Source organism: Candidatus Binatia bacterium (assembly GCA_036504975.1).
Taxonomy (GTDB): domain Bacteria; phylum Desulfobacterota; class Binatia; order UBA9968; family UBA9968; genus JAJPJQ01.
The window spans coordinates 1-25322 of sequence record DASXUF010000013.1 but is presented as its reverse complement, the minus strand read 5'-3'; the positions used below and the strand labels follow the sequence as shown (position 1 = coordinate 25322).

28 protein-coding genes are annotated in these 25322 nt (G+C 59.0%); 13 read left to right on the top strand and 15 right to left on the bottom strand.

The features are described from left to right. The 4 genes from VGL70_02170 to VGL70_02155 form a co-directional block, all read right to left on the bottom strand. Positions 1–896, bottom strand: an 896-nt coding sequence (locus VGL70_02170) for an Ldh family oxidoreductase (protein ID HEY3302323.1), incomplete at its 3' end; no start/stop codon positions are given. A 141-nt stretch (positions 897–1037) separates the two neighbouring features. Then, positions 1038–1910 (bottom strand): alpha/beta hydrolase, encoded by an 873-nt coding sequence (locus VGL70_02165; GenBank protein ID HEY3302322.1) that lies wholly within the window; start codon positions 1908–1910, stop codon positions 1038–1040. Between the two features lie 206 nt (positions 1911–2116). Next, positions 2117–3337, bottom strand: coding sequence for a VOC family protein (locus VGL70_02160; protein ID HEY3302321.1), 1221 nt, complete (start codon positions 3335–3337; stop codon positions 2117–2119). A 49-nt stretch (positions 3338–3386) separates the two neighbouring features. After that, positions 3387–4028 carry an urea carboxylase-associated family protein gene (locus VGL70_02155; protein ID HEY3302320.1) on the bottom strand — a complete coding sequence of 214 codons (642 nt, stop codon included), beginning with the start codon at positions 4026–4028 and terminating at the stop codon, positions 3387–3389. A gap of 111 nt (positions 4029–4139) precedes the next feature. On the opposite strand from VGL70_02155, the gene VGL70_02150 reads away from it, so the two are divergent. Continuing rightward, positions 4140–4451, top strand: a complete 312-nt coding sequence (locus tag VGL70_02150) for a BON domain-containing protein (GenBank protein ID HEY3302319.1) — start codon at positions 4140–4142, stop codon at positions 4449–4451. 157 nt (positions 4452–4608) lie between these two features. Here the strand turns inward: VGL70_02150 and VGL70_02145 are convergent, their stop codons facing one another. The 3 genes from VGL70_02145 to VGL70_02135 all read right to left on the bottom strand — a co-directional run bounded on the left by VGL70_02145 (position 4609) and on the right by VGL70_02135 (position 6794). Further along, entirely contained in the window at positions 4609–5697 is a 1089-nt protein-coding gene (locus VGL70_02145) for an amidohydrolase family protein (GenBank protein ID HEY3302318.1), read from the bottom strand. A 70-nt stretch (positions 5698–5767) separates the two neighbouring features. Beyond that, positions 5768–6232 carry an extracellular solute-binding protein gene (locus tag VGL70_02140; GenBank protein ID HEY3302317.1) on the bottom strand — a complete coding sequence of 155 codons (465 nt, stop codon included), beginning with the start codon at positions 6230–6232 and terminating at the stop codon, positions 5768–5770. Then, positions 6210–6794, bottom strand: a complete 585-nt coding sequence (locus VGL70_02135; GenBank protein ID HEY3302316.1) for an ABC transporter substrate-binding protein — start codon at positions 6792–6794, stop codon at positions 6210–6212. The genes VGL70_02140 and VGL70_02135 overlap by 23 nt, the downstream gene beginning before the upstream one ends. A 258-nt stretch (positions 6795–7052) precedes the next feature. Here VGL70_02135 and VGL70_02130 point away from each other — a divergent pair, with 258 nt between their 5' ends. The 4 genes from VGL70_02130 to VGL70_02115 all read left to right on the top strand — a co-directional run bounded on the left by VGL70_02130 (position 7053) and on the right by VGL70_02115 (position 10861). Beyond that, positions 7053–8021 carry an ABC transporter substrate-binding protein gene (locus VGL70_02130; protein ID HEY3302315.1) on the top strand — a complete coding sequence of 323 codons (969 nt, stop codon included), beginning with the start codon at positions 7053–7055 and terminating at the stop codon, positions 8019–8021. Between the two features lie 24 nt (positions 8022–8045). Then, a complete protein-coding gene (locus VGL70_02125) occupies positions 8046–8429 on the top strand; it encodes a VOC family protein (protein HEY3302314.1) in 384 nt (127 codons plus the stop codon). A 319-nt stretch (positions 8430–8748) separates the two neighbouring features. Continuing rightward, on the top strand, positions 8749–9825 hold the full coding sequence (locus tag VGL70_02120) for an ethanolamine ammonia lyase-activating protein (GenBank protein ID HEY3302313.1): 1077 nt from the start codon (positions 8749–8751) through the stop codon (positions 9823–9825). A 187-nt stretch (positions 9826–10012) separates the two neighbouring features. Further along, complete coding sequence (locus tag VGL70_02115; GenBank protein ID HEY3302312.1) at positions 10013–10861, top strand: VOC family protein; 849 nt, start codon at positions 10013–10015, stop codon at positions 10859–10861. Positions 10862–10927: 66 nt separating this feature from the next. Here VGL70_02115 and VGL70_02110 read toward each other — a convergent pair whose 3' ends face one another. After that, positions 10928–11083, bottom strand: a complete 156-nt coding sequence (locus VGL70_02110) for a hypothetical protein (GenBank protein HEY3302311.1) — start codon at positions 11081–11083, stop codon at positions 10928–10930. Positions 11084–11191: 108 nt separating this feature from the next. On the opposite strand from VGL70_02110, the gene folD reads away from it, so the two are divergent. The 6 genes from folD to VGL70_02080 all read left to right on the top strand — a co-directional run bounded on the left by folD (position 11192) and on the right by VGL70_02080 (position 17465). Continuing rightward, positions 11192–12052: a bifunctional methylenetetrahydrofolate dehydrogenase/methenyltetrahydrofolate cyclohydrolase FolD gene (gene folD / locus VGL70_02105; GenBank protein ID HEY3302310.1), complete on the top strand. Its 861-nt coding sequence runs from the start codon at positions 11192–11194 to the stop codon at positions 12050–12052. A gap of 6 nt (positions 12053–12058) precedes the next feature. Continuing rightward, complete coding sequence (gcvT, locus tag VGL70_02100; GenBank protein HEY3302309.1) at positions 12059–13174, top strand: glycine cleavage system aminomethyltransferase GcvT; 1116 nt, start codon at positions 12059–12061, stop codon at positions 13172–13174. Positions 13175–13192: 18 nt separating this feature from the next. After that, the gene (gene gcvH / locus VGL70_02095; GenBank protein ID HEY3302308.1) at positions 13193–13648 is read left to right on the top strand and encodes a glycine cleavage system protein GcvH; all 456 of its coding nucleotides are present in this window, start codon (positions 13193–13195) and stop codon (positions 13646–13648) included. Between the two features lie 9 nt (positions 13649–13657). Then, the gene (gene gcvPA / locus VGL70_02090; protein ID HEY3302307.1) at positions 13658–15004 is read left to right on the top strand and encodes an aminomethyl-transferring glycine dehydrogenase subunit GcvPA; all 1347 of its coding nucleotides are present in this window, start codon (positions 13658–13660) and stop codon (positions 15002–15004) included. Next, a complete protein-coding gene (gcvPB, locus tag VGL70_02085; protein ID HEY3302306.1) occupies positions 14979–16454 on the top strand; it encodes an aminomethyl-transferring glycine dehydrogenase subunit GcvPB in 1476 nt (491 codons plus the stop codon). The genes gcvPA and gcvPB overlap by 26 nt, the downstream gene beginning before the upstream one ends. 102 nt (positions 16455–16556) lie before the next feature. Then, positions 16557–17465: a LysR family transcriptional regulator gene (locus VGL70_02080; GenBank protein ID HEY3302305.1), complete on the top strand. Its 909-nt coding sequence runs from the start codon at positions 16557–16559 to the stop codon at positions 17463–17465. Positions 17466–17506: 41 nt separating this feature from the next. Here VGL70_02080 and VGL70_02075 read toward each other — a convergent pair whose 3' ends face one another. The 4 genes from VGL70_02075 to VGL70_02060 all read right to left on the bottom strand — a co-directional run bounded on the left by VGL70_02075 (position 17507) and on the right by VGL70_02060 (position 19630). Then, positions 17507–18271, bottom strand: a complete 765-nt coding sequence (locus tag VGL70_02075) for an energy transducer TonB (GenBank protein ID HEY3302304.1) — start codon at positions 18269–18271, stop codon at positions 17507–17509. A gap of 83 nt (positions 18272–18354) precedes the next feature. Further along, positions 18355–19014 (bottom strand): nitrile hydratase subunit alpha, encoded by a 660-nt coding sequence (gene nthA, locus VGL70_02070; GenBank protein HEY3302303.1) that lies wholly within the window; start codon positions 19012–19014, stop codon positions 18355–18357. Between the two features lie 14 nt (positions 19015–19028). Continuing rightward, positions 19029–19319, bottom strand: a complete 291-nt coding sequence (locus VGL70_02065; protein ID HEY3302302.1) for an SH3-like domain-containing protein — start codon at positions 19317–19319, stop codon at positions 19029–19031. Further along, positions 19316–19630, bottom strand: a complete 315-nt coding sequence (locus VGL70_02060; protein HEY3302301.1) for a nitrile hydratase — start codon at positions 19628–19630, stop codon at positions 19316–19318. Before VGL70_02060 ends, VGL70_02065 begins: the two co-directional genes overlap by 4 nt. Before the next feature lie 158 nt (positions 19631–19788). Here VGL70_02060 and VGL70_02055 point away from each other — a divergent pair, with 158 nt between their 5' ends. Both VGL70_02055 and VGL70_02050 read left to right on the top strand, forming a co-directional pair. Further along, the gene (locus tag VGL70_02055) at positions 19789–20514 is read left to right on the top strand and encodes a Phenylacetic acid catabolic protein (protein ID HEY3302300.1); all 726 of its coding nucleotides are present in this window, start codon (positions 19789–19791) and stop codon (positions 20512–20514) included. A gap of 28 nt (positions 20515–20542) precedes the next feature. Then, positions 20543–21301: an SDR family NAD(P)-dependent oxidoreductase gene (locus tag VGL70_02050; protein HEY3302299.1), complete on the top strand. Its 759-nt coding sequence runs from the start codon at positions 20543–20545 to the stop codon at positions 21299–21301. Between the two features lie 457 nt (positions 21302–21758). On the opposite strand, the gene VGL70_02045 is transcribed toward VGL70_02050, so the two are convergent. The 3 genes from VGL70_02045 to VGL70_02035 form a co-directional block, all read right to left on the bottom strand. Beyond that, entirely contained in the window at positions 21759–22676 is a 918-nt protein-coding gene (locus VGL70_02045) for an amidohydrolase family protein (GenBank protein HEY3302298.1), read from the bottom strand. A gap of 51 nt (positions 22677–22727) precedes the next feature. Further along, complete coding sequence (locus VGL70_02040; protein ID HEY3302297.1) at positions 22728–23753, bottom strand: hypothetical protein; 1026 nt, start codon at positions 23751–23753, stop codon at positions 22728–22730. 435 nt (positions 23754–24188) lie between these two features. After that, positions 24189–24836, bottom strand: a complete 648-nt coding sequence (locus tag VGL70_02035; protein ID HEY3302296.1) for a DNA polymerase ligase N-terminal domain-containing protein — start codon at positions 24834–24836, stop codon at positions 24189–24191. Positions 24837–25322 lie beyond the last annotated feature (486 nt).

Genomic DNA, 25322 nt, shown 5'->3' with positions numbered 1-25322 from the left:
GCCGGTTTGAGCGCCTTCGCGTGCGCGACCAGCTCCTCCACTTGATCGAAAAATTTCTCCAGCGGTTGGAATTCTTCGACTGCAATCGCCTGTAGCAGCACGCCGTTGACGGCGTGCGCGCCCTTATCCCACCATTGTCTGCCCAACCCGTTGCCGGAGAGAATGCCGCCGAGAATTTCCACAATCAGGTTGAGCCCCGAACCTTTGTAGCCGCCGAAGGGCAGAAGCACGCCGCGCGGCGGACCGCGGAACGTTTTCATGTCCCGCGCCGGATTTCCGTAGCCGTCGAGCATGACGTTTTCAGGGATCGACTCACCCCTGGAATCCCTTTTTTGCAGCTCGCCCATGCTCATCGCGGCCGTGGCGAAATCCAGAATGACGTGGGCGCCGTTTCGCCTGGGGATGCCGAACGCCATCGGGTTCGTGCCGGTCACGCGCTCTCTGCCGCCGTAGAGCGTGACGCTGCCCGCGCCGACGCAGACGGCGGCCAGGCCGATCATGCCTTCTTCCGCCGCCATCTCCATGTAATCCGCCAGTCTGCCGACGTGTCCCGCGCGCGCGAGAGTAACGATGCCGACGCCGTGCTCTTTCGCCTTCTCGATGGCGAGCTTCATGCCGTCGTGCGCGACGACCTGGCCAACGTAATGGTTCGCATCGATCGCGGCCGTCGTCTTGCTTTTGCGGAGGACCTTCGGCTTTGTCGCCAAATCGATCGTGCCGTCTTTGATCCAAGACGAATAAGAGGGAATGCGGATGATGCCGTGGCCCGGATAGCCGCGGAGATCCGCGTTGACGAGAAATTTTGCTACGAGCTTGGAATCGCGCTCGGGGAAACCGCCCGCTCGGAGCAGCCGATCGCCAAACTGAAGCAGGGATGCGTGTTGGAATTTCGGCACGGAATTGCCTTCAAATACAGGATTGAACCTTGCGGCTCTTCTCCCTCACCCTTCCCTCTCCCTGAGGGAGAGGGTTAGAGTGAGAGTCCAGAGGCAAGCAAACGCAGCCGAGGTCAATGATCCACCGTTTGTGCATGGCAGTCATTTGTGCGCCGGGAAGTAGCGCGCCAGCCAGTCGGAAACGATTCGGGTGACGCGCGAGTTTCCCTCGCCGAACATGAAGTGATCGACTTCGGACAGCAAGTGGAGCTCGACCGGCTGTTTTGCTCGCCTGAACAGCTCGATCGATTCTTCGGTGGGAGTCACGGAGTCGTTGGCGCTGTGCAGGAGCAAGAGCGGCCGCGGGGCGATTTTTCCGACCATTTCGTCCGCGCGAAAGTCATACATGCTCTGGGCGGTCTCGGCGGGAAACTCCGTGATCGAGCCGGCGCTCATGTTTTGCCTCAGGCGCTCGGGGATGGGGACGATGTCGAAGCGCGGAACCATAAGGGATTCTCCCGTGCGCTCTCGATGGCGCCGGCCCTCCTCCGACATGCGCGTAAATCGCGCCCAACCCTCCGGTGTCGGATGCTGGCGGCGAAACTTGCGCTCGCCGTCACCCCAACCGCCGGAAGAAATGACGGCCGCGATGCGCCCGTCCGCGCCTCCCGTGTAAATGGCCACCGCCGCGCCGAAGCTGCTGCCGACCAATGCGATCCGTTCCGGATCCACGTCGGGCCGGTTAGCCATGTAAGTCACCGCGTTCGCCGTGTCGGCTACTTGATCGAGACAAAGAATGCGGCCGCGCTCGCCGCCACTCTCGCCGCATCCTCTGAAGTCGAATCGCATCGCGATATAACCCCATCGGGCCAACTGCTCGACGATGACGATCGCGCCGCGGCTTTCTTTGTTGCCGCCGAATCCGTGCAGGACGAGGAAGGCCGGCCAGCGGTCGCCGGGACGGAGATCGTCCGGAACGTGAACTATCCCCGAGAGATTGAGCCCGTCCGACTGGAATGTCACTTTAGATTGCATTCGTTACCTCTAGGGGACTGGCTACTTTTTCGGAACCAGGGGACAGGCAGCTTTTTGGGAATACAAAAAAGCAGCCAGTCCCCGAAAAAGTTGCCTGTCCCCGTTGGCCGCGCCTTGGCGCGCTTTGCGCCTTTGCGCGAGTATACTTTGTCCGATTTAGCATCGCGCCAAGACGCCAAGACCGCAAAGTTTTAATTCAGTCTTTTCTATCCCCACGGACCGAGAAACGGCTCGCCCTCATACGTGTCGGACATCGGCTCGACCGTCTCAGGCCACTCGCCGCTGGTTACGCCGCGCCGCAAATTTTTGGGGCGCGGCTTTCCGTCCCAGCCGACCTGCTCCATATAGTAGTAGAGCTTCAAGCAGTGGCCGTCCGGGTCCAAGACGTGGGCGGCGTAGTCGATGCCGGGATAAAGCTCGGGCGGCACTTCGGCGCAGCGCGCGCCGTGCTTGCGGAAAAAGCTCACGGCGTCGCGAAGCTGCCGGTAGTTGGCGAGCTGGAGGCCGAGCGACATGCAGGTGGAATGCGCGCTCAGCCCGAGCGGCTCGCGCATCGCGAGCGGATAGAGCGCCAGCGAATGGTGCTCCGTGTTGGCGCGCAGGTACAGGCAGCGGTGGCCGCGCCAGTCGACTTCCTCCGTGAGCGTGAAGCCCAGCGTGTCGCGGTAAAACTTTTCCGCCGCTGCTAAATTCTCGACGAAAAGCTCCACGGGTCCCAGACGGACGATCTTGAACGGCCGCGGCAGCAAGACGCCGTCCACGTCGTACGTCGCCGGGAGTTTATCGACGTGGCGGTGACCGGACGTGATATCGACGCCGCGCTTCAGCGCCTGCTCGACTTCTTCGAATTCGGAAATCTGCGGCAGAGCGGGCGGCTCGTGAAACTCCCGGTCGTACATCGCCCTGGGCTTGCTGTGGCCGGTCCAGCCGATCTGCTCGATGCCGTAGTAAAGCTCGTTCTGGTGGCCGTCCGGGTCGAAGAGATAGGTGTGCCAGTTCGAGCCGGGCATGTCGCGACCGGAGCGCTGAATTTTTATTCCTCTTTCCGTGAGCCATTTTATCGCGCCGCCGACTTCGCTTAGGCTTCCCACCTGCCAGGTGATCTGATTGATCGTGACGCTGGGCTTGTCGCCCCTGCCCAAAGCATCGCGCACGCGCTTGTTGAAGAGGACCAGCGCGTGGTGATCGCCGCCGTAGCGCGTGAAGTAGCCTTTCGGGTCGCCGAGGCCGGCGATCTGATCGGGACTTTTGGCACGGCGCGAAAAATCGATCACGTCGGACACGCGAAATCCCAGAAAGTCGGTATAGAAGCGCACGCCTTCATCCATGTTCACGAGGTTGAAGCCGAAGTGGCCGAGGCGCCGGATCTTGAACGGCCGGTCCAACAAAACGCCGCCAACATTATATTTTTGCGCCTGGATTACCATGTTTGCCTCCGAGTCCGGCAACTCAACATTCAAAACTCAACATTCAAAATTATCTCTTGATTAACGGTACGTAAATCAAGAGATCAAGCGGTTGTCCACCCACCGGCATGTCGGGGCAGGCGCTCATCGCGACCAATAGATCCATCTCGGCGCGGAGGTCGACGTAGCTCCCCGGCTTCGCCCGGACCGTCGTATGCTCCATCTTTCCGGTCTTGCCGTCGATGATCATATGCTGGTTCAAGTTCCACGGATTGGGGATATCCTCCGGCTCGATGCCATAGGGTGCCAGCGCCCGCGATAAATTTTCATAGCAGCCGTGGTCCGGAATGTCTTCGTCCTTGTAATCTCTGTGGTAGTACTCCCGGAGCCTTCCCTCTTTTTTGGCGAGCTGAAAACGGTAGCCGCTGCACATGCCTTTCTGCAGGTCGTGAGTTCCCTGATCGTTGGTGTCCGCGACGATCGTCATCATGTGCTGGTTGTTTCGTCCCATCAGCTTGTCGCCGGTGGTGACGAAAATCTTGCCGTTGTAAACCTTGGTGCGTGCCTGGTCAAAGCGCTCTTTCAAATTCTCCCGTTTGAAGCAGACGAAATCGACCGTGGTGGTCGCGATGATCCGCAGCACCTGGCCCTTTTTTATCTCTCCGGCCCAGCCGGTGTTGTGCGGCAGGTGCTGCTCCTTCACTTTTTTCATGATTTCAATTCCTTTCTTCGTCGAGGCGGCCGCCGGGCAGGGGCCTGGAAACCGATTGCAAGCTTTCTTACGATATGCGATGAATCGCGTCAATTGTTCAAGGAGGTGGTTATGACCAAAGCACTGGGGTCTCTGGCGGTTTGCATCCTGCTCCTCACGGCTCTTTCCGGATGTGTGGCTCTCACCGGCGAGACCATGGGCCAGAATATCGACGATACCAACATCACGGCGACGGTGAAGACAAAGCTGACGGCCGAAAAGGCCTCGAACTTCACCCGCATCGACGTGGACACGACCCGGGGCGTCGTTTACTTGAACGGGGTCGTCGCGAGCGCTGCGGATCGGGCGCGCGCCGAGCAGATCGCATCGCAGGTCGGCGGCGTGAAGAGCGTGGTCAACAATCTGCAGGTGCAGAAGCCTTAGCTTCGTGAGTAGCCGCTGATTCCCGTCACTATCGTATTCGCCGACGGCTCTCCCGGTTTTTCCGGATTGGGATAGCGACGGATCGTTTCTTGGACTTCCTCGGCGGTGAAAGAGCAAGGGTGGGATGGATCCGTAAATGATCGATCCTCCTTGTTCTCTACCGCCCGTTCATGCCGAAGAGCCTCAGGGCGTTGCCGCCGAGGATCGCGTCCTTCGCCTCTTTGGAAAGATCTTCGCGCGCGTTGATGACCGGCACCGTATTCGGCCAACTTCCCATGGTGTCCGCGTGCGGGTAGTCGGTCCCCACGACCCAGCTTTGACTCCCGAGGCGCTCGACCAGAACGCCGAGCAAACCTTCCGTGGGACGAATAGAAAAATAGAGCCGGTCCAGGTATCCGGCCGGCTCGCGCTTGGGTCTTGTCTTCAGGCGATCGTAGTCTCCCTCCCCTTGATAGACCGCCGAGAGAGACTCCATAAGATGGGGAACCTGAGTACCTCCGCCCTCCATGAAGCAAAAGCGCAGTCTGGGAAAAGCGTCCAGGACGCCGCCGAACATGAGATTCGCCAGCGCGATCGAATTCTCGATGGCATTGCCCATGGCGCTCCAAAAACCGTAGCCGCGGGTTTTGTAGTGGCGCGTCAGCCGCCAACCTCCGGCGATCGGCCCGGTGTTGACGGGGTGGACGATGATCGGAACGTTGAGTTCCTCGGCCTTGGCGTAAACCGGCCACAGCTCCTCGTCGTCGAGGTCCTTCTCCTTGACGCTGCTGTAGCTCACGGCGGCGTGCAGGCCGAGCCCGCGAACCGCCCGCTCCAACTCGTCGGCCGCCCGCGGAGCATCTTGGAGCGGGAGCGTCGCCAGCCCGAAGAACTTCCCCGGATATTTTTTTAGGATGCGGCCGATCGCATTGTTGTAAGAGCGACAGACGCTCATCGCGAGCTTGGGCTCGACGTCGTAATAGAAAGCGCCGTTGCTCGGAACCAGGACCTGCACGTCGAAGCGGGCTTTGCTCATGTCGGCGACGCGAACCGACGGATCGTCTCCCGAAGTGCGCGGCCGCGGGTTAAAGGGGTTGGGAATGTGCCGCGCGTAGTCTGGAATATTTCGTTGCCGCGCCGGGTAAACCACTGAGGAGTTTCCTTCAGCATCCACGGCGATGCGCGGTCCTTCGTCGCGGAACTCCGGCGCAACCTCGTCAAAGGCGTCGCGCGGTAAAATATGGGAATCGCAATCGACATACGTCATGAAAACTGTCTCCTTGTCTGTGATGCATCAAACTCGGGCGCCAGGAAAAAAATCTCCAGCGCGCGGCATGCTATTTGATTCCGAGGAGTTGCCGGTATTCGTCTCTCGTCTCGACATAATTCTTTCCAAGATTTAAATCCGAGGCGACAATTCTGACGTTCTTTATCAAATCGAAGGGATTGCCCGCCACGTCTTTGCGCACCGAGCTCCGGTCGGTTTTCACGATCAGCTCCTGGCCCTCTTTGGAAAGCACAAAATCGATGAAGAGCCTGGCCGCGGCGGGATGGGGCGCGTTTTTGTTGATGCCGACGAGCCCCGACCCGGCGATGACGGGATCGAGAGCAAGAAAATCGACGGCATTGCCCTTGCGCTTCGCTTCCACGACGTTCTGAAGATAATTATTGACCAGAACGGTGAACTCTCCGGTTCCCAAGAGCTCCGTGAGCAGTGTGCGTCCCTGAATCAGGCGCACGTCCTGCGTTCTGAGTCCGTCAAAAAAATTACGCGCTTTCTCACTTCCCCATGTCTTCTTCAAGTTCGCAATACCATTCAAAGTCCGACGAATCCAGGCCGAGCTTGCCTTTCCACTTCGGATCCAACAGCTCGGAGTAATCTTTCGGCAGATCTTTTGACGAAACCAGCCGGGTATTGTAGCTCATCAGGTTCGGACTCGTGTACATGGTGGCCCAATACCCTTCGCTATCCTTGTGCCCCTCGGGAAAATGTTTTCTCTCCGGCGATTCGTATTTGGTGAAATAACCCTGCTCGAGCAGCACGTAAGGCTCGAACCCGGTGCTGTTCATGACATCCCAGACGGACTGTCCGGCGCGCTGCTCGGTTTGAATGCGCGAGACCAACGCCGGCCCGGTCGAGCGATAAAAAGTCGTCTTGATGAAAGGATATTTCTTCTCGAAGACCGCGAGTATCGCCTGCGCATCCGGAACTGGGATGCCCGCGTAAAAAACTAGTTGCCCGTCCTTTTTAGCCGCGTCAACGATTTCCTTTGAGGATTGGCCTCTAACTTCTCCGGCCGAGTTAAAAATCAGCAGCGGCAAAATGATGAACGCGAAGCGTGCCATGCCGGTTATGGATTTCATAAATCCTCCGTCGACTGCGGCCAACATATCGCCTTCGAGTGATATGTTGTCAAGTAGGTACGAATGCGGGTAGTACATTTTCGGAGAGATCCTTCACTTCGTTCAGGATGACAATCCATCCCATGTCATTCTGAGCGCAGCGAAGAATCTCTCTGCGTGTCTCCAATTTGCAAGCAGCCCGAAAATGACCCGAAAGCTAAATCATGTTGCTTGACAACGGCGGGGGCTTCCGGCTACAGGTTTCGTGGGGGAGAAAAAGTGGCGCTTGGGATCGTCATCGCGCTTTTATTTTGCCTGGGGCATCTTTTAAGTTCTCACGCCGGCGCTCAAGAACGCATCGCGTTTCTCTATCCCAGCCCGGCGGGGAGCTGGCTCGCGCCGATGATCGCCAAAGAGGCGAAGTATTTCGACGACGAGGGGCTCGCCGTCGAGCTGGTGCGCGTCGGCGGCAGCACGAGAATCGTCGCGGCGCTGATCGGCGGCAGCGGGCAATTCATTCACGCCGGCGAGCCGGCCGTCGTTCCCGCGGTCCTCCAGGGAAGCGACGCGGTTATTATCGCGTCGATCAGCCCGGTGAACCGCCATCACCTCATCACACGTGCGGAGATCAAGGACGTCAAGGATCTCAAAGGAAAGACCGTCGGCATCACGAGCTTCGGCTCGACGTCGGATTTCGTTCTTCGCCTGATCCTGGAAAAAGGCGGCCTCGATCCCAACAAAGACGTATCCATCGTTCAGACCGGCGGCCAGCCGGAAGGGCTCGCCGCCATGGCGGGCGGAAAAATCTACGCCCAGAGAATGTCCTTCCCGCTGCACCTGAAAGCCATTCAGCTCGGCATGCGAGAGCTGGTCGATCTGCCCATGGAGGAAAACACCGGGAGCGTGATCACGACGCGCGGTTACATCGCGCAGCGGCGGCCGACGGCGGTCAAGTTCATGCGGGCATTCATCCGCGGCATGCATCGCTACAAGACGGACAAGGAGTTCGCCAAAAAAGTGCTCTCCAAATACGCGCAGTTGAAAGACGACCAGATTCTCGAAGCCACCTGGCGCGAATATTCCGGCGACCTCCAGAGAGTGCCGCGTCCGACTCTGAAAGGGATTCAACAGGTGATCGACGCCGGCATCGGCGGCAAGAAGATCGATCTCAAGGCCGAGCGGCTGGTCGATCTATCGATCGTCGAAGAATTGGAACGCAGCGGGTTTATCGATTCCGTTTATAAATGATTCCGCAGTCGGAAGGAGAATACCATGGCGCAAATCCGCCACCTCGCGATCAAGACGGAAAATCCGGCGAAGCTTGCCAACTTCTATAAAGAAGTTTTCGGCCTCGAGGAGCTGCACCGGCCGCGCGGCGAAGACGGGCCCGTGTATTTGACCGACGGTTATTTCAACCTCGCGATCCTGCCGAACACGGACCAGCAGGCGCGGAGCGGTCTCTATCACTTCGGCTTTCTCGTGGATAGCGTGGACAAGATAGTCGATAAGATCCGGAAGCTCGAGGTGTCGAATCCCCCCAAGTTTCGTCCCAAAGGCCGTCCCTACGCCGAGCTGCGCGCCTCGGACCCCGACGGCAACTTCTTCGACATCTCCGAGCACGGCTTTCAAGACGTGAAGCCGTTCAAGGGCAAATAATGGAGCTATGGACTATATTTTCGAACTTCGTGTGCTTCGTAATACTATGATTAAAAAGTTTTCGCGGTTTGCGCAAATCTCTCGACGGCCCGGAACTCTGGGACGCGGGAATTTACTCGCGCCAAGACGCCAAGACGCTAAGTTCGGAATTGTTTTCGTTTACCTTTGCGCCTTTGCGTCTTTGCGCGAGACGTCCGAGTTTTGGTTGCGGCTGCGGCGCGCTAGGCTCTTCGTGGTGAGAAGGGATTTAACCACGAAGGACACGAAGGTCACGAAGAAACGGCCGAGTGCGTGGGGAATTCACGAAGGAGATTGAGGAATGCAAGCTGAAGGCTCACCCGCTTACGAGCGCGTCGACAGCACCGCTGAGCGCATGGACACGCCCTACGATCGTTGGGCGGCGTCGCAGGGCATCGATGTCGTCAAGGGCTTCGGTGTCGAGAACGTTTACGAAGTTCCGCTCAAGTGGTGGGAGAGAATGGGCGGCAACGGCGTCTTCATCAATCTCGCAGGGACCGGCTATCTCGACGACGCTTACGTTTGCAGCATCGCGCCGGGAAAAAGTCTCAGGCCGCAGCGCCATCTGTTCGAGGAGCTGGTCTATATCCTCGACGGCCGCGGGGCGACGACGATGTGGCAGGATAACGGGCCCAAGCAGAGCTTCGAGTGGCAGAAGGGAAGTCTCTTCGCGATTCCCTTGAACGCTTCTTACCAGCACTTCAATGGTCAGGGCGACCGCGAGGCGCGGCTCATTTCCGTAACCAGCGCGCCGCTCGTCTTCAACCTGTTTCACTCGGAAGATTTCATCATGAACAACCCTTACGTCTTCTCAGACCGGTTCAAAGGCGAGGACGGCTACTTCGCTGGAAGAGGAAGGTTATATAAGGATCGCGTTCTGGAGACGAACTTCGTTGCCGACGCGATCAACATCGAGCCGGTCGCGTGGCACGAGCGCGGCAAGGGCAACCGAACGATTTTCTTCGAGCTGGCCGAAAGCACGATGGGCGCGCATGTATCCGAGTTTCCCGTCGGCATCTATAAAAAAGCGCACCGCCATGGACCGGGGGCGCACGTCATGATCCTTTCCGGAAAAGGTTACTCTTTCATGTGGCCCGAGGGTGCTGAGCGAATGCGTTTTGACTGGAACCCCGGCTCCCTCGTTGTTCCGCCGGAAAATTGGTTTCATCAGCATTTCAACTCGGGCAACAAGCCCGCGCGGTATCTAGCGCTCAAGATGCTAAGCCGCCGCCACAAGCTCGTACCGGGAAAGATCAAGTCGGACGTATCGATCAAAGACGGAGGCATGCAGATCGAGTACGAGGACGAAGACCCGGAGATCCGGCGCGTATTCGACGAAGCCTGCGCGAAGTCCGGCGCCACGGTGATGATGAAGTAGGCTGCGGACAGCGCCTGCCCCTCATCGCGAGCCAATAGGGCGGTCTCATTTTAGATTTTGGATTGCCGATTTTGGATTGAATCGAAAATCAAAAATCTAAAATCGGAAATGGTTCGTTGGTTGACACCTGGGGTGGTTTCAATTAAAAATTTTAAAAGTAGACAGCAAGCATAGAAGGAGGGCTGCCATGCTCCGGCCTGTAGGACTGATTCACGGACACTACGAATGCCGCTCTCTCGACGAGACGCTGCCGATCTTCACCGATCTATTGGCTTTAGAGATACTAAAACGCAACAACGGCGAAGCCGTCGTCAAGCATCCCAACACCGATTGGCTCCTGATCGTGCACGAGGGCGGGCCTAATGCGCGCAGCAAGCCGCACAACAACCATTACGGCTTTCGAGTTGCGAATTCCAAGGAGATCCCCGCGGCCTATAGCTACCTCGACGACCATAAAGCGAAGTACGGCATCAAATCGGTGACCAAGCCGCACGAGGCGCACTTCGCCTACTCGGTTTATTTCAAAGAGCCAGGAGGCAACGATCTGGAAATCGAGTACTACAACCCGAATGCGGTCCAACACGGCCGTCGCATCGCCGCGACGCCCTGGAAACAGCTCATGCCGGAAGATCGGTTTCCGGGAAGAGGGTACGTCCCGCAGGCGATGTCCCACGGCACGCTCCAATGCGACAACAAGGAGGCGAGCGACCGTTTTTACAAAGAGGTACTCGGCCTCGACATCGTCGGCGGCGGAAGACAGTCGAGCTACATCAAGCATCCTTCGACTCCGTGGTACATCGTGGTCTTGCCGATGAACGGGCACCGCGATTATTTGGCGCCCGTCAACCGCTTCACGCTCAAGCTCGCCACGCTGGCCGACGTCCAGGACGCGCACCGCGAATTCTCCGCCGACGGTAAGAAGTACGGAATCACGGAAGTTTGGGATCTGGAAGAAAAAAACGGCGACGTTTCGTTTATCTTCAGCGATCTCGACAAGAACTGGTGGGAAACGACCGCGTCGAAGTCGGCCTCGTAAAATAATAATATCTTTGGTTCCTCAGGGGCGAGGCTTCCGACTGCGGCCGATGGTGCAGTGCCGCGCCTACCGCCTGCTTTCACGTCGGCACCACGATGTTGCTGCGTCTCCGGTGCGCGGCGCGGCCGAGACCGTGCTCGCGATAGCCGTCGTGAGCAGCGCAATGCAGTCGCGCACATCGATCAGCCGGGCGATCTCGGCGTTGTTCAATAGCAAAGTCATCGCGGTTTCTCCCGCTGCGGAGAATCTATCGACGCGCGCGCCGGATTGTCAAGTTTTCCTCTTTACAAAAAATATTTTTCCTGTATAGAGACTTGATCGGGGAATTTCATGGCGACGATCATCGACGGCAAAGCCGTCGCGCGAGAGATTCAAGCCGAGATCAAAGCAGAGGTCGATGGCCTGAAGCGGAGATGGGGCATGGTCCCGGGATTGGGCGTGGTGTTGGTCGGCGACGATCCCGCGTCTCATCTCTACGTGAAAAATAAAGAAAAGGCCTGCAAGGAAGTCGGCATCCGTTCCGAAGAGCATCTTCTTCCCGAGTCGGTTTCGGAAAAAGAGATCCTTTCTTTGATCCAAAAGCTGAATCGCAAGGACGAGATCCACGGCATTCTGGTCCAGCTGCCGCTGCCGGCGCACGTCCGCGCCGAGCGCGTGCTCAACGCGGTGTCGCCGCAGAAAGACATCGATGGATTTCATCCGGTGAACCAGGGGCTGTTGCTCGCCGGCGGCGAGGGCTTCAGGCCGTGCACGCCGATGGGAATCATGAAGCTCCTGGAGTCCGCGCGCTGCGATCCCAAGGGAAAGAACGCGACCGTGGTGGGCCGGAGCAACATCGTGGGGAAGCCGGTCGCCATCATGCTCTTGGAAAAGCACGCGACCGTCACCATCTGCCATTCGCGCACCGCCCATCTCAAGGACGAGGTTGGCCGCGCCGATATCGTGGTCGCGGCGGTCGGCAAAGCGGCGATGATCCGCGGCGACTGGATCAAGCCGGGCGCGGTGGTGATCGACGTCGGCATCAACCGCCTTCCCAGCGGCAAGCTGTCCGGCGACGTGGAATTCGAAAGCGCCAAGGAGCGTGCCTCGGCCATCACGCCGGTGCCGGGCGGCGTCGGGCCCATGACGATCTGCATGCTTCTGTTCAATACGTTGAGGGCGGCAAAGGAATCGCTGCAGCGGGAAGGTTAAGCCCGCGTGAACGCGCCAGCCACACCCCAGGTCCGAAAAAAGACTCCGCTTAACTCCGTTCATCGGCGCCTGGGGGCGAAGATGGTCGAGTTTGCCGGCTGGGACATGCCGGTCCAATACAGGGGGGTGATCGAAGAACATTTGGCCGTGCGCGGGCGCGCCGGGCTTTTCGACGTGAGCCACATGGGAGAGGTCGAGGTCCGGGGCGCGGGCGCCGTGGATTTTTGCCAGACGTTAACGCCCAACGATCTCTCGCGTTTAAAGCCGGGACAAGCTCAGTACAACCTGCTGCTGAATGATAACGGCGGTACCGTCGACGATATCGTGATCTACCCCCTCAAGGCGGATCACGTTTTCATTTGCGTCAACGCCTCGAACACGGACAAGGACTTCGACTGGATCGAGAAGCACGGCGCCGGCAAGGTCAAGGTAGAAGATACCAGCGCCCGCTACGTCCAGCTCGCGCTCCAAGGACCCCTGGCGGAGAATATCTTGCAACGATTGACTTCCCCGCGCCTCGCAGAGCTGAAGACGTTTTATTTTTTTTTCGCCGCGGTGGGCGGGATCGAGTCTCTGGTGGCGCGCACCGGCTATACCGGCGAAGACGGCTTCGAGATTTTTTGCGAGGCGCCGGACGGAGAAAAATTGTGGGATGTTCTCATGCAAGCGGGAAGCGAAGACGGGCTCCAGCCGGCCGGCCTCGGCGCGCGGGACACGCTTCGCCTCGAGCGTGCCCTGCCGCTCTACGGGCATGAGCTCGACGATTCCACGACGCCGCTGGAAGCGGGCCTCGACTGGGTGGTGAAATTTTCCAAGGGCTCTTTTCTCGGGCGCGATCCGTTGCTAAAGCAGAAAGAGGAAGGGGTCCGCCGCAAGCTCGTCGGTTTGGAGATGACCGATCCCGGCATCGCGCGCAGCCATTATCCGGTTTTCAAAGGGAGCGCGCGCAGCGGCGAAGTGACGAGCGGAACGAAATCGCCTACGCTCGGAAAGGCCATCGCGATGGCTTACGTTCGCGCCGAGGATGCGGCCGCCGGTGACAGCGTCGAGGTGGAAATCCGGGAACGCCGCGCCGCGGCGCGGATCGTGCCCTTGCCCTTCTATCGCCGCCAGGTGAAATAGCTTTAAGGAGGAAGAACGATGGAGTTTCCAGAGGGGCTCAAATATTCCAAAGAGCACGAGTGGGTGTTGGTGGAGGACAAGATCGCGATCATCGGGATCACGGAATTCGCCCAGCACGAGCTGGGCGACGTCGTTTACGTCGAGCTTCCCGAAATCGGCGAGAAAGTCGTGAAGGACGATCCGTTCGGCGCCGTCGAATCGGTCAAGGCCGTCTCCGACGTCTTTGCGCCGGTCGGCGGCACCGTCGTCGAGGTCAACGACACGCTGCCGGAGAGCCCCGAGACCATCAACGACGATCCCTACGGCGACGGCTGGATGATCAAGGTCGAGATGACGGACAAGGACGATCTAAAAGATTTGATGAGCGCGGAAGAGTACGCCGAATACATCGAGCAGCAAAAAGAAGGGGACGAAGAGGAGGAGGACGACGACGAGGATAACGGAGAAGATGAAGATGAGGATGAGGACAAATAGGATCTTTTCATGCGCTATACCCCGCATACTCCCGCCGACAAGGAGCGGATGCTCCAAACGATCGGCCTCTCACGGATCGAAGAACTGATCGAGCACATTCCCCGCTCGCTTAGAGAGAAGGCGAAAATCTCCCTGCCGGAAGGTTTGACCGAGGTCGCGGTCAAAAGACAGATGGCCGCGCTCGCGGCGAAGAACGCCAGCGCCCAGGACTGGAGCTTCTTTCTCGGCGGCGGAATCTACCATCACGCGATCCCCAGCGCCGTCGACGCGATCATCTCGCGCTCGGAGTTTTCCACTTCCTACACGCCCTACCAACCTGAAGTGAGCCAAGGAACGCTCACGGCGATGTACGAGTTCCAGACGCTGATCTGCCAGTTGACCGGAATGGAAGTCGCGAACGCCGGAGTTTACGACGGCGCGTCGGCGGTCGCGGAGGCCGTGCTCATGGCGCGACGGCTGCAAGACGGCAGGGGCCGGGTTTTCGTCTCGCGCGCGCTGCATCCGCAGTACCGCAGCGTCATCGCGACGTATCTTAAAAATCTGCAGGGCGTCGAGCTGGTCGAAGTCCCATTCACGAAAAGCGGCGCGACCGACGCGGAGTTTGTCGCCAAGGCGCTGGACGACAAGGCGATGTGCGTCGTCGCGGGTTATCCCAACTTTTTCGGCGTGATCGAGGACCTCGTGCCGCTTCGCGCGGCGTGCGACCGCTCCGGCGCGCTGCTGGCGACGGTTACGAGCGAGCCGCTCTCGCTCGCGCTTTTGAAGCCGCCGGGAGCGTACGGCGCGGATATTGCCGTCGGCGAAGGCCAAAGCCTCGGCGTGCCGATGACGCTCGGCGGGCCGGGTTTCGGCTTTTTTGCCGCGCAGAAAAAATTCGTGCGCAGCCTGCCGGGGAGGCTCGTCGGCGAAACCGTCGACGGCGAGGGCCGGCGTGGGTTCGTCTTGACGCTCTCCACGCGCGAGCAGCACATCCGGCGCGAAAAGGCCACGTCAAACATTTGCACGAGCCAGAGCCTCTGCGCGCTGGCGGCGACCGTCTACATGTCCATGCTGGGAAAAAACGGCATGCGCCGCATCGCCGAAGTCAACGCGGCGCGCGCCCACCGGACGAAAGAACGCCTTGTCAAAGAGGCCGGTCTCACTCCCGTCTTCAGCGGGCCTTTTTTCAACGAGTTCGTCCTAAAGGCGAGCGGGTGGGCTGGCCGGCGCGCTCGCTTTATCTCCGACAAGATGGTGCCGGGCATCTCCCTGTCCGAATGGTATCCCGAGCTTGAAGACAGCCTGCTCGTCTGCGTGACCGAAATGAACGAAGAAGAGGAGATCGAGAAACTTGTCCGAAACTTCCAAGGACGCTGACGGACGCCGTTCCAGCCCTCTTTTGATCTTCGAGGGCGGCTCGCCGGGGAGAAGCGGCTTTTTCTGGCCCGAGGAGAAAGGTCCCATCGGCCTTCCGCCCGAGCTGCTGCGCGAGGAGATAGCGGGCTTCCCGGAAATGGGCGAGCTCGAAGTCTTGCGTCACTTCACGCGTCTCTCGCATCTCAACTTCTCGATCGAGAGCGAGTTCTATCCGCTCGGCTCCTGCACGATGAAGTACAACCCCAAGGTCAACGAAGTCGTGGCGCGCCTGCCGGGATTTTCTTTGATTCATCCGCTGGCGCCGCCGGAGCTGCTGCAAGGCGCGCTGGAGCTGCTCCACCGGCTCGAAGGCTGGCTCGCCGAGATATCCGGCATGGATCACGTCACGCTGCAGCCGGCGGCCGGGGCGCAAGGGGAGTTGACCGGATTAATGGTTATCCGCGCCTGCCTTGGCGAGCGCGGCAACCCGCGCCGGAAGATCATCGTCCCCGACACCGCGCACGGCACCAATCCCGCCAGCTCGACCTTGTGCGGCTACGAAGTCATCCAGGTCGGCTCCAACAAGCAGGGCATCATCGAGGCGGCGGCGGTCGAGCAGGTGATGGACGACAGCGTCGCCGCGCTGATGATCACCAATCCGAACACGCTCGGCGTCTTCGAAAAGAACATTCAGGCGATCGCCGACGTGGTGCACAAGCGCGGCGGGCTGGTCTATCTGGACGGCGCCAACCTGAACGCCCTCATGGGGGTCGCCAAGCCGGGCGACATGGGAGTGGACGTGCTCCACATCAATCTGCACAAAACCTTCTCCACGCCGCACGGCGGCGGCGGTCCCGGCGCCGGCCCCGTCGGAGTCAAAGCGTTCCTCGGCGACTATCTCCCGATCCCGCGGATCGAGAAAAAAGACGGCGCGTACGAATTGCGTTCGGATTTCCCCAAGAGCGTCGGACGGGTCCGCTCTTTCTTCGGCAACTTCGGCATCCTCGCGCGCGCGTATACTTATATGGTTTCTCTCGGCTCGGACGGTCTTGAAGAGGTCAGCCGGATGGCGCTGCTCAACGCGAACTACGTGAGGAAGAAGCTGGAAAGCGCCTTCCAGTTGGCTTCGACCGAGCCGTGCATGCATGAATGCGTCTTTACCGACAGGTTGCAGCAGAAGCAGGGCGTCAGCACGCTCGATATCGCCAAGCGGCTGCTCGATTACGGCTTTCATCCTCCAACCATCTACTTCCCTCTGGTCGTTTCCGGCGCCTTGATGATCGAGCCCACGGAGACCGAGACACGCGAAACCCTGGACTCGTTTGTCGAAGCGATGCTCGCCATCGCCGACGAGGCCAAAGGAAATCCCGCGCTGGTCAAAAGCGCCCCCCACACGACGCCCGTCGGACGCCTGGACGAGGCCCGCGCGGCGCGAAGACCCGTCCTCCGGTGGGAAACCCATAGAAATTGATTTGACATCTTCATAGAGATTATTGAGGTTTGACTTTGAGTTTGGCCGATGTTATAGCCTCCTCACAATAACTATTTTTTTTGAAAGGAGTCACTGATCCGTATGACGCTACATCAATTGAAAGTTTTTACCACGGTTGCCAAGATCAAGAGCTTTACCCAGGCGGCCGAGCGCCTCGGCGTCCGCCAGCCTTCGGTCTCGCTCGTCATCAAAGACCTGGAGCAGGATCTTCAGGTCCGACTCTTCGAGAAGTTGGGCCACAAGATCAATCTCACCGCCGCGGGAGACTTGCTCATGGAGGACGCGGAAGCGATTCTCGCCAAGGCCGAAGGGCTCAAGGAGAAGATGGACGAGCTCAAGGGCCTCAAGAAGGGGAAAATATTCGTCGGTGCCTCGCCCGCCGTGGCGTCTTTTTTTCCCTTCGTCGCGGACCAGTTCAAGCGGGAATTCTCCTGGGTGGAGACCGGCTTGAGAATCGACGCCAGCTCGAGTCTGGAGAAATCGTTGCTGGACGGCGAGCTCGACGTGGCGATTCTGGGACGCGCTCCCAAGTCGCCGCTTATCATCGGCGAGATTTGTTACCAGGAAGATATCGTCGCGATTGCGCCGCCCAATCATCCGTTGACGAAGAAAGCCTCCGTTCCGCTGATGCGCATCGCGCGGGAGCCGATCATCACCGACGAAAAAGGCGGCAGCCTGGTTCGCGAGCTGCTCGAAGAGCGGTTCGCCAAGCTCGGGATCCCGTTCACGCCGCACATGGAGCTCAGTCCGCGCATCGGCTCCCGGGACGCGGTGAGAAACGCCGTCGCCGGGGGTCTCGGCATTTCGTTCATCACCAAATGCCACGTGTCGTCCGACGTGCAGGCCGGACGGTTGAAGATTCTCAAGGTTCCGGACTTGAAGCTGAAGCGCAGCAGTTACATCGCGGTGCACAAGAGCCGGCAGAAATCTCCTCTGGTCCAGGCGTTCATCAAGGTTCTTAAAAAGTACAAAGGGGTGCGGCCGAACTGAGGCGGGGCGGGGAAGTCGCTTGTAGGGCTGTCGCTTCGGGTTCAAGGAGCGAAGCTGTATTTTAACCGATCGTCGACGTACTCGAAGCTGGCGCTGATTGGCAACCGTGTTCCGATCTGCGCGGGCAGGGCGCGAAAAGGCGCTGCAGCGCGAAGGGCCCGTATCGCTTCCTCGTCCAGCACTGAAGACCCCGACGAGCGAAGCATCTGAATCCCTTCCAGTTGGCCGTTGGCGAGAATCGCAAACTCTATCAGCACTTTTCCACGTAGCCTATAGCGCTTTGCAATTTCCGGGTAGATCCATACTATCTCGATCGCCTGTTTCACGCTGGTCAGATACGAAACATATCGAGGGTCCTGGCTGTTGAGCGGGATGGCGCCGCGCGCGCTCCGGCCCGCTTCGGAATAGGCGCTGTACACCGGAGGCAGTAGGTCCTTTAGAGTCGGCAGAGGCCGCTGGACGATCGTTTCATTCTCGAGCCGGCGCGGCTTCGGCGGAAGCGGCTGCTCGGGAATTCTATCTTTCTCATCCAACTTCGAGGGAGTCTTGTCCGGTTCTTGCGGCGCCGGGGCGACGGGCACAGATTTCTTCGCGATTTGCGCCGGCGGTCGCCGAGACCGCGCAGGCGCCTCTCGGGAAGCTTGCGGCGCCGGCTTTTCTTCCGGCGGCGGAGGAAGAATCTTGACCGGAATATTCTCGATCGCCGGCTGCGCGTCGTAGCGAGCGTACCAACTCAAGGCCAGCAGCAAATGAAAAGCGCTGGAGACGATAAGAAAGGGAACCAGCGAGGCGCGAATCGCGTTCACCCGGCCATTTTAACCGTAGTGGGTTTGCAGGGCAAGCGCGGTGATTTGTCGGAAGGAAATGGGCGGTACGCTTCGCGTGCTCGCTAAGAGGTTTTTTTGGACCCTGGGACCGCGGGCAGCGCATCCACGACTCCGATCATGCTGTCCCGGGTGACGAGCTTGGCGAGATCCTGCTCGCTCAATGTCTCGGTTCCAGCCGGGCGCAGCGGTAACACCAGATAGCGGATGTCGGCCGTGCTGTCATGCACTCTCACTTCGACGTCCGGCCCGGGCTCGAGACCAAACTCCCGCATCACGCCGCGCGGATCGTTCACCGCGCGGGCCCGGTAGTTGAAGCTCTTGTACCAATCCGGCGGCCGGCCCAAAATCGGGCGCGGATAGCAGGAGCACAGCGTGCACACCACCATGTGGCGGACTTTCTCCGTGTTCTCTAGCACCACGAACTCGTTCAGGCTCGTCGCGTCGATGCCCATCTCGGCGCAGGCGGCTTTCGGATCGGCGATGAGCCTGGCCTTGAACTTCGGGTCCGTCCAGGCGCGCGCCACCAGCTTCGCGCCGTTCGCCGGCGAGCGCGCCTCCTGATAATCGATCTGCGTTTGAATGTCTTCCCGCGTGATCACGTTCTTTTCCAGGAGCAGCTCGCGAATCGCGTAGATGCGCTTCGCGTGATAGCTCAGCTCGTGCCTCGGGTGCGGATGGCCGTGCTCCTCGTCCGTCTGCTTTGCCGATGGATCGACGCTCATCGTTGTTCTTCCTTTCAGGCCGGATCGAGCCAATGCTCGTAGATGTCGATGAAAAGTTTGTCCTTGGTCGCGGCGTACTTCTCCCAAACTTCCCGCTGATGAAATCCGACCAGGTAGAGCGGCCTCTTCGGCAGTCCGTCTCCGCCGAACGCGAGCGACTCGGGGTTGCGAAACTCGCCGTGCGCCCGTTCGACCCAGCCGGTCTTGCCGCGAATGTAAAACGGCGTGCGGATGTGACCGGGCCGGTCCTCCGCGCGCACGCGCACGCGGTCGCCGGGCTTGAATCGGCCGGAAGACTCACTCACGGCTCGCCCCACTTTTTCTCGATCTCGGCGACCTTCCGGTCGATCTCCTCATGCGTGAGGATTTTTTTCTCGATCAGAATGCTCTCCATGCTGGCGATCCAGCGCTCGTAGTAGCTGAGCGACCGGTAAAGCTCCGAGTCCATCTGTTCGCGCGCGCGCCGGAGCTCGTCGGTGCGCTTGATCCCCCTTGCGCCCAGAGCCTGGTTGACCGCGTCCGCGACGATTTCCCAATCCTCGAGCTGGTGCTCGGCGCGGTTGATCGGACCCGCGTCGCGCGTCGTGCCTCCAATATCATGATGGCCTCTCGGCATGGTTCCTCCTCGCTGGTTGGACGTAGAAAGAGTTCCCCGGTTCGCGTGCGACGAATCCAATTATCGCTTTGCCGCGGGCCAAGTCAATACGAGTCGATTTGACAAAAACCAAATTCCTGCTCTATAGTCCTTCTAATTTTAACCGGAGCGAGCATTCCATGGTGAAGCGCGAATATGAGCCGGGCAGCATCCACAAAGAAAGCGAGATGACGCCGGAGTACCGCGCCACTTTGCTCAAGCTGCTCGCAGACCAGGCAAAGGCCGAGCTGTTTGCGTCGCATACCTATTCGAAGTGGGTGCGAAAGGCGCCTGGGCCCGACGAGAAGGTGCACTTGGCCGACATTGCCCGCGAGGAGACGGAACACTGGTACGGCACCGTGAAACTGCTCCAGGGGCTCGGCGTCAGCCATTCGGACGCGCGCAATTACGAATCCCGCCAATGGTTCTACAACATCGTGCATCTCATGATCCCCCGCTATAGTTGGCTCGATATCCTGATGATGACCTTTTTGATCGATCGTGGCGCCTTTCTCTTGGTCGAAGACTTCACCCAGAGCAGCTACGCGCCATGGGCGAAGTTCTGCCGCGCCGTCCTGGACGAAGAACTCGGCCACGTGGACTTCGGCAATAACTTTGTGAAGAGCCAGGTCGAGAAGTACGGCGCCGACGCGGTGCAGCGCGCGCTCAATAAGTGGTGGCGCGTCGCCTTGAATATGTTCGGTCCGCCCCGCACCGAGAACACGGACCTCTATATTCGTCTCGGATTCAAATATCGAAGCAACGAAGAGCGCCGCGAATTATTCCGCCGCGACTGCGAACGCCAGATCCTCGAGCTTGGTCTCAAAGTACCGAAGCTTTACCGCGAGAGTTTTCCTTTCCTATAAGATAAGCCCCCACGACATGGCTTGAGCTATGGGGCGCCTGGACGGAAAAGACGCGCTGGTCACGGGCGCCGGCAGCGGCATCGGCAAGAGCATCGCCGTGCTGTTCGCCCGCGAGGGCGCTCGTGTGGCCGTGGCGGACCTCGACCGGGCAGCCGCCGAGCGAACTCTTCTCGAGATCGAGCGGCAGGGAGGCTCGGGAATGGTTTGCGTCGGCGACGTCAGCAAGGCCGACTCGGTTGCGCAACTCCTGCTCGAAATCGAGCGCCGATTCAAGTCGCTCCATATTTTGGTCAACAACGCCGGCATCGTGCGGCGGAGCTTGTTGCAGAATTTGCGCGAAGAAGATTGGGACGCGGTCATGGCGACCAATCTCAAGAGCGCGGTTCTCTGCACGCAGAAAGCTCTCCGCCTTCTCAAGCGGCAGCCGGGCAGCAAGGTCATCAACATCGCCTCGGTGGAGGCCTTCCGCCATACGCGCAAGATGAGCGCTTATGCCGCCAGCAAAGGAGCGCTGGCGAGTCTTTCGCGGACGCTCGCGCTCGAACTGGCGCCGCACAAAATTCACGTCAATTATATTTGCCCGGGCCTGATCCGCACCGAGATGATCAACCGCTACCTCTCGCGATGGTTGTTTCGCAGGTACATGGAATACGCGACGCCTTTGAAACGAGTGGGAGAGCCTGAAGACGTGGCTAAGGTGGCGCTGTTTCTCGCCTCGTCGGATTCCGACTTCATCACCGGCGAGGGGATTACCGTTGACGGCGGGCTGACGCTGAAACTTTTCTAGGCTGCTCACAAAGTCTCATATGCCATCAGCCCGCCCGCGAGTCTCTCTCCGGTCCGATGCGATACGTCTGTGTAACGCGGCACGAGAATGCTACGAGAATTTATGAAGTACGCTTGAACCACTTCGTCCCACGCATCGGCCCTCCGAGAAACCCCCGGGCGGGCGGTTACGATAGTTGCGCTCGGCCCGCTTAGTTTAACGCCCGCCATTGGCGGGCTATGGCGTCAACGTACTGGAAGAGTACGCCTCCGCTCGCGGACCTTCGCGCGCCTCGGCTCTGAGAGCTTTCTGAGCAGCCTACAAACGTTGGACAGAATTTTTCAATCGGGGCCTGCCGTGTTGCTACTCGTCCCCGTGCCTTCGCCCTTCAAGCTCGCACTCGTCGGCCGCTTTTTGCTCTTAAATTGCAATCTGAGATCTGCAGTATGAGATTTGAGATTCCGAGCGTAGCGAGGACTTAGGCGCCGAGACGGAGCAGCTTTGCCGCGTTGCCGCCGAGGATTTTCTGTTTGTCTGCTTCGGGTAGCGATAACGCCTCGATGACTTCTACGGATCTCTTGAGGGCAATCGGCACCGGCGGAAAGTCGCTGCCGAAGACGACGTGATCGACGCCGACTGTTTGCACCGAGCAAAGGACCGCAGGCGTGTGCAGGCTTACGGTATCGAGGAAGAGTTGCTTCATGTAATCGGCCGGAGGTTTGGTAAGAACATCCGGCTCCCAGGGGCCGAAGCTCGTGTCCTTGCGCAGCTCATAGCCGAAGCCGAGCCGGCCCGGCAGCATCGGCAGCGCGCCGCCCAAGTGGGCGCAGACGAGCTTCAGCTTGGGAAATTTTTCCAGGCCCCCGGTCAGGATGAAGCGGGCGAGAGACAGCGTCGTGTCGAACGGCCGCCCAAGCATTTCCGGCAGACGGAAGATTTCCATCTTCTCGGCGCCGATCGTCACGCGCGGCGGATGGACGAAGACCGGCACGTCCAATTCCGTCACCAGCTCGAAGAACGGCACGGCGCGCGGCGAATCGAGGTACTCGCCTTCCACGCTGGAGCCGACCATGATGCCTTTCAATTTGTAATCTCTGACCGCGCGCTCGGTCTCTTTGAGCATCCGCTCGTCGCTGAACGGCACCGACGAGGCCAGGCCGAGAAGGCGGCCGGAATATTTCGCCGTTGTCTCGGCGGCAAACTCGTTGAACTCTCTTACGATGTCGAACGAATCGCGTCCCTGAGGCGTGCGGATCCAGTTGTTGCCGAAGACGGTGAGATTCACTCCCGCCTTGTCCTGTTCCTCCAGTAATCCTTCGATGTCGAAAATTGCCGGCGGCGATTTCGGATGATACCAGCTCTTCGGCACCAGATGAGCGTGGCAATCGATGACCATGGTTGTTGGTTCCTCGCTGGCTCAAAACATATGCGTCCGCGCGTGGCGTTGTCAATTGTCGGCGGCAGGTCTCTCAGCGCTTTCGCGGTCAAATAGGTTGGACTGTATCGGTCTGAAATTGTTTCGTAGCTCAGGCACGAGGTCCACGATGGGCGCCGCATCTACGTTTCCTAGCTCGTTAGGCTCAAGTTTGTGAAGCCCTCCGCCGTAAACTCGTCCCTCGCCCAGAATCAAGCTCGTGGATAAATTGTTGAGGACTTCCCAAGCTTTTCGCAGGACGGCTGGGTCCTTTGAGACGGCGCGCTCAAGCACCGGCCTCGGGTACAAAAGTAAATAGACGTTCGCAGCAATCGCCTTCGAATGGTTCAATATGAACCGGAAGGGTCGTTTCCTCTTGGTGCCGGTTCTTCCAAGATAGGTGCAGAGAAGAGGAGGCGGCGGGCGCTCATCTTGAAAGTACCACACCGTTCGAGAACGACAGAGGTATCGATCTGAGACCGTCTCCCTTCCATTTTCAAGATACGACCAAAGCTTCGGAAAGCGCTTTTTTACGTCGTTTTCTGAAAGGCGGCAATCGAGAAGGAAGAGTCGATGATCCAACACTGGTCGGCCTTCTTCGTCCGACTCAATCTCATCAACCGGAACGTGGCGTGGGCTGGGAAGTATGGGCCGGAAGCACTCGATTGGAAGCTCATTGGCATCGATGGCCTCTTGGGTAAGTATGAAGAACTTGTTATGTCCGGTAGCGATGCCGCGCTTGATCTTGAAAAGGTCCGACAGTCGATAGCGCGCGATTTCTTTGCGCGGGCCCGAGATAGGAAAGCGCGTCCACTTAACTTCGTTCCGAAGCGCTGCCTTCGAAACCGTGCGTGCAATCTTAGGATTACAGAGTGAGCCGCCAAACGTAAAATCCACTTTGTGATTGGCGGCGGGCGGCACGTTACGGTACCAAACGATAGCTGAAGAGACGAAGGCATCTTTGAACTGTACGTCATTCGGATCGAAGCGGTGGATTCGAAGGAGCGTCACTTTGTCCAACAGGTAACGCTTAAGTTGCCGCCCGTAATTCACATCCATAAACTCGCTGGGAATCAGCCACCCCGCGATACCGCCGCGTTGTATCCAGAGATGTGAAAGTCCGACAAAGTAACAATAAAGTCCCGCTAACCCGCCGATGCGGACACCGCAGGAGGCTTGGCAGGAATTTTGTAGTCTCTGTTTTTCGCCGTTTACGATATGATGATGACGCACGTAGGGTGGGTTGCAGATGAGTAGATTGAAACGCCTGGGGTCTTCGCTGGGGGCACAGCTTTGGGTGAAGTCGCTCAGTTCGATGTCGAGCGCGGTTTGTTTCCATAACCGTCGAGCCGGTTCACCGTAGTAGCGATCTATCTCGAAGGCTTTTGCCGCCTTGATGCGTCTGGTCGCGGCAGTTTGGAGCAGAGCGGAATAGAACGAACCCGTTCCGAATGCCGGATCGAGAAAGCGAATCCAGCCATGATTTGATTGCTGCTATATAGTTGGCGCCGCATCCGCTTCCTTGGCCTGTGCGAGCTGCCGCTCGCTCGCGCCGGCGGCGCGGGCGATGCTGGCTAGACTTCGGCGGGAGACGACGGAGCGATTTTTTGCGGTGACGTCTTCGGTCGAGGCGTACTTGTCGCGGTGTTTGATCAAGAGCCACTGTCGGTCGCGCATGCGCACGAGCACCCACGAGCCGCGTAGCTTCTTGCCGTGAAGTTTGAACTTCAAGTCGCCTTTCGCCAGGGCGCGATCGACGTCGTCCACTTCGGGCTCCCACGTGCCTCGATCCCAAATCATGACCGTTCCGCCGCCGTACTCGCCTTCTGGAATCACGCCTTCGAACTGGTTGTAGTCGATCGGATGGTCTTCGGTCTGCATCGCCAAGCGTCTGACCGACGGATCGAGCGAAGGACCTTTAGGAACCGACCATGAAAGCATTACGCCGTCGTGTTCCAGGCGGAAATCGTAGTGCAGGTGGCTCGCGCGGTGTTTCTGAACGACAAACTCCCGTTGCTTATTTTCAGCACGTCCCAGCTTGCCCGCGGGCTCGGGCGTCACGCCGAAACGGCGCTTGCGGTTGTATTCGGCGAGCCTGCCGAAGCGGCTGAGGTCGGGTTCTTGTGAACGGGTTCTCTTCATGGCTGTACTTTCCGTGCTTCGACTGGCTCAGCACGAACGGAAAATCTTAAACGAATTTAACACTCGTCCCGTTCGCCCTGAGCCCTTCGAATTTGCTCAGGACAGCCTTGTCGAAGGGTGAAGCGGATTTTTTCATCCGTCTAAAATCTTCTCACCACGAAGAGCCTAGCGCGGCGGAGCCGCAACCTAAAGTCGAAATATCTCGCGCAAAGACGCAAAGGGCGCCAAGGTTCCTCAAATCCCCCTCTTTCCCCCTTTGTCAAAGGGGGATGAAAGGGGATTTCTGAATTTCTTTGCGTGCTTGGCGTCTTGGCGCGATGACTTAAACTTCGTGCTCTTCGTGAGCTTCGTATGCAGCCTATACGGTTGCTTGTCTAGCCGGTGAAAGTCCGGTCGCGGGAATTGGTTGTTTGCCCGCGTAGTGATACTCGACACCCCCCTAAGGGGTGACCCAGGAGGTGAAAGCTCGAATGTAAACGCCCTTGC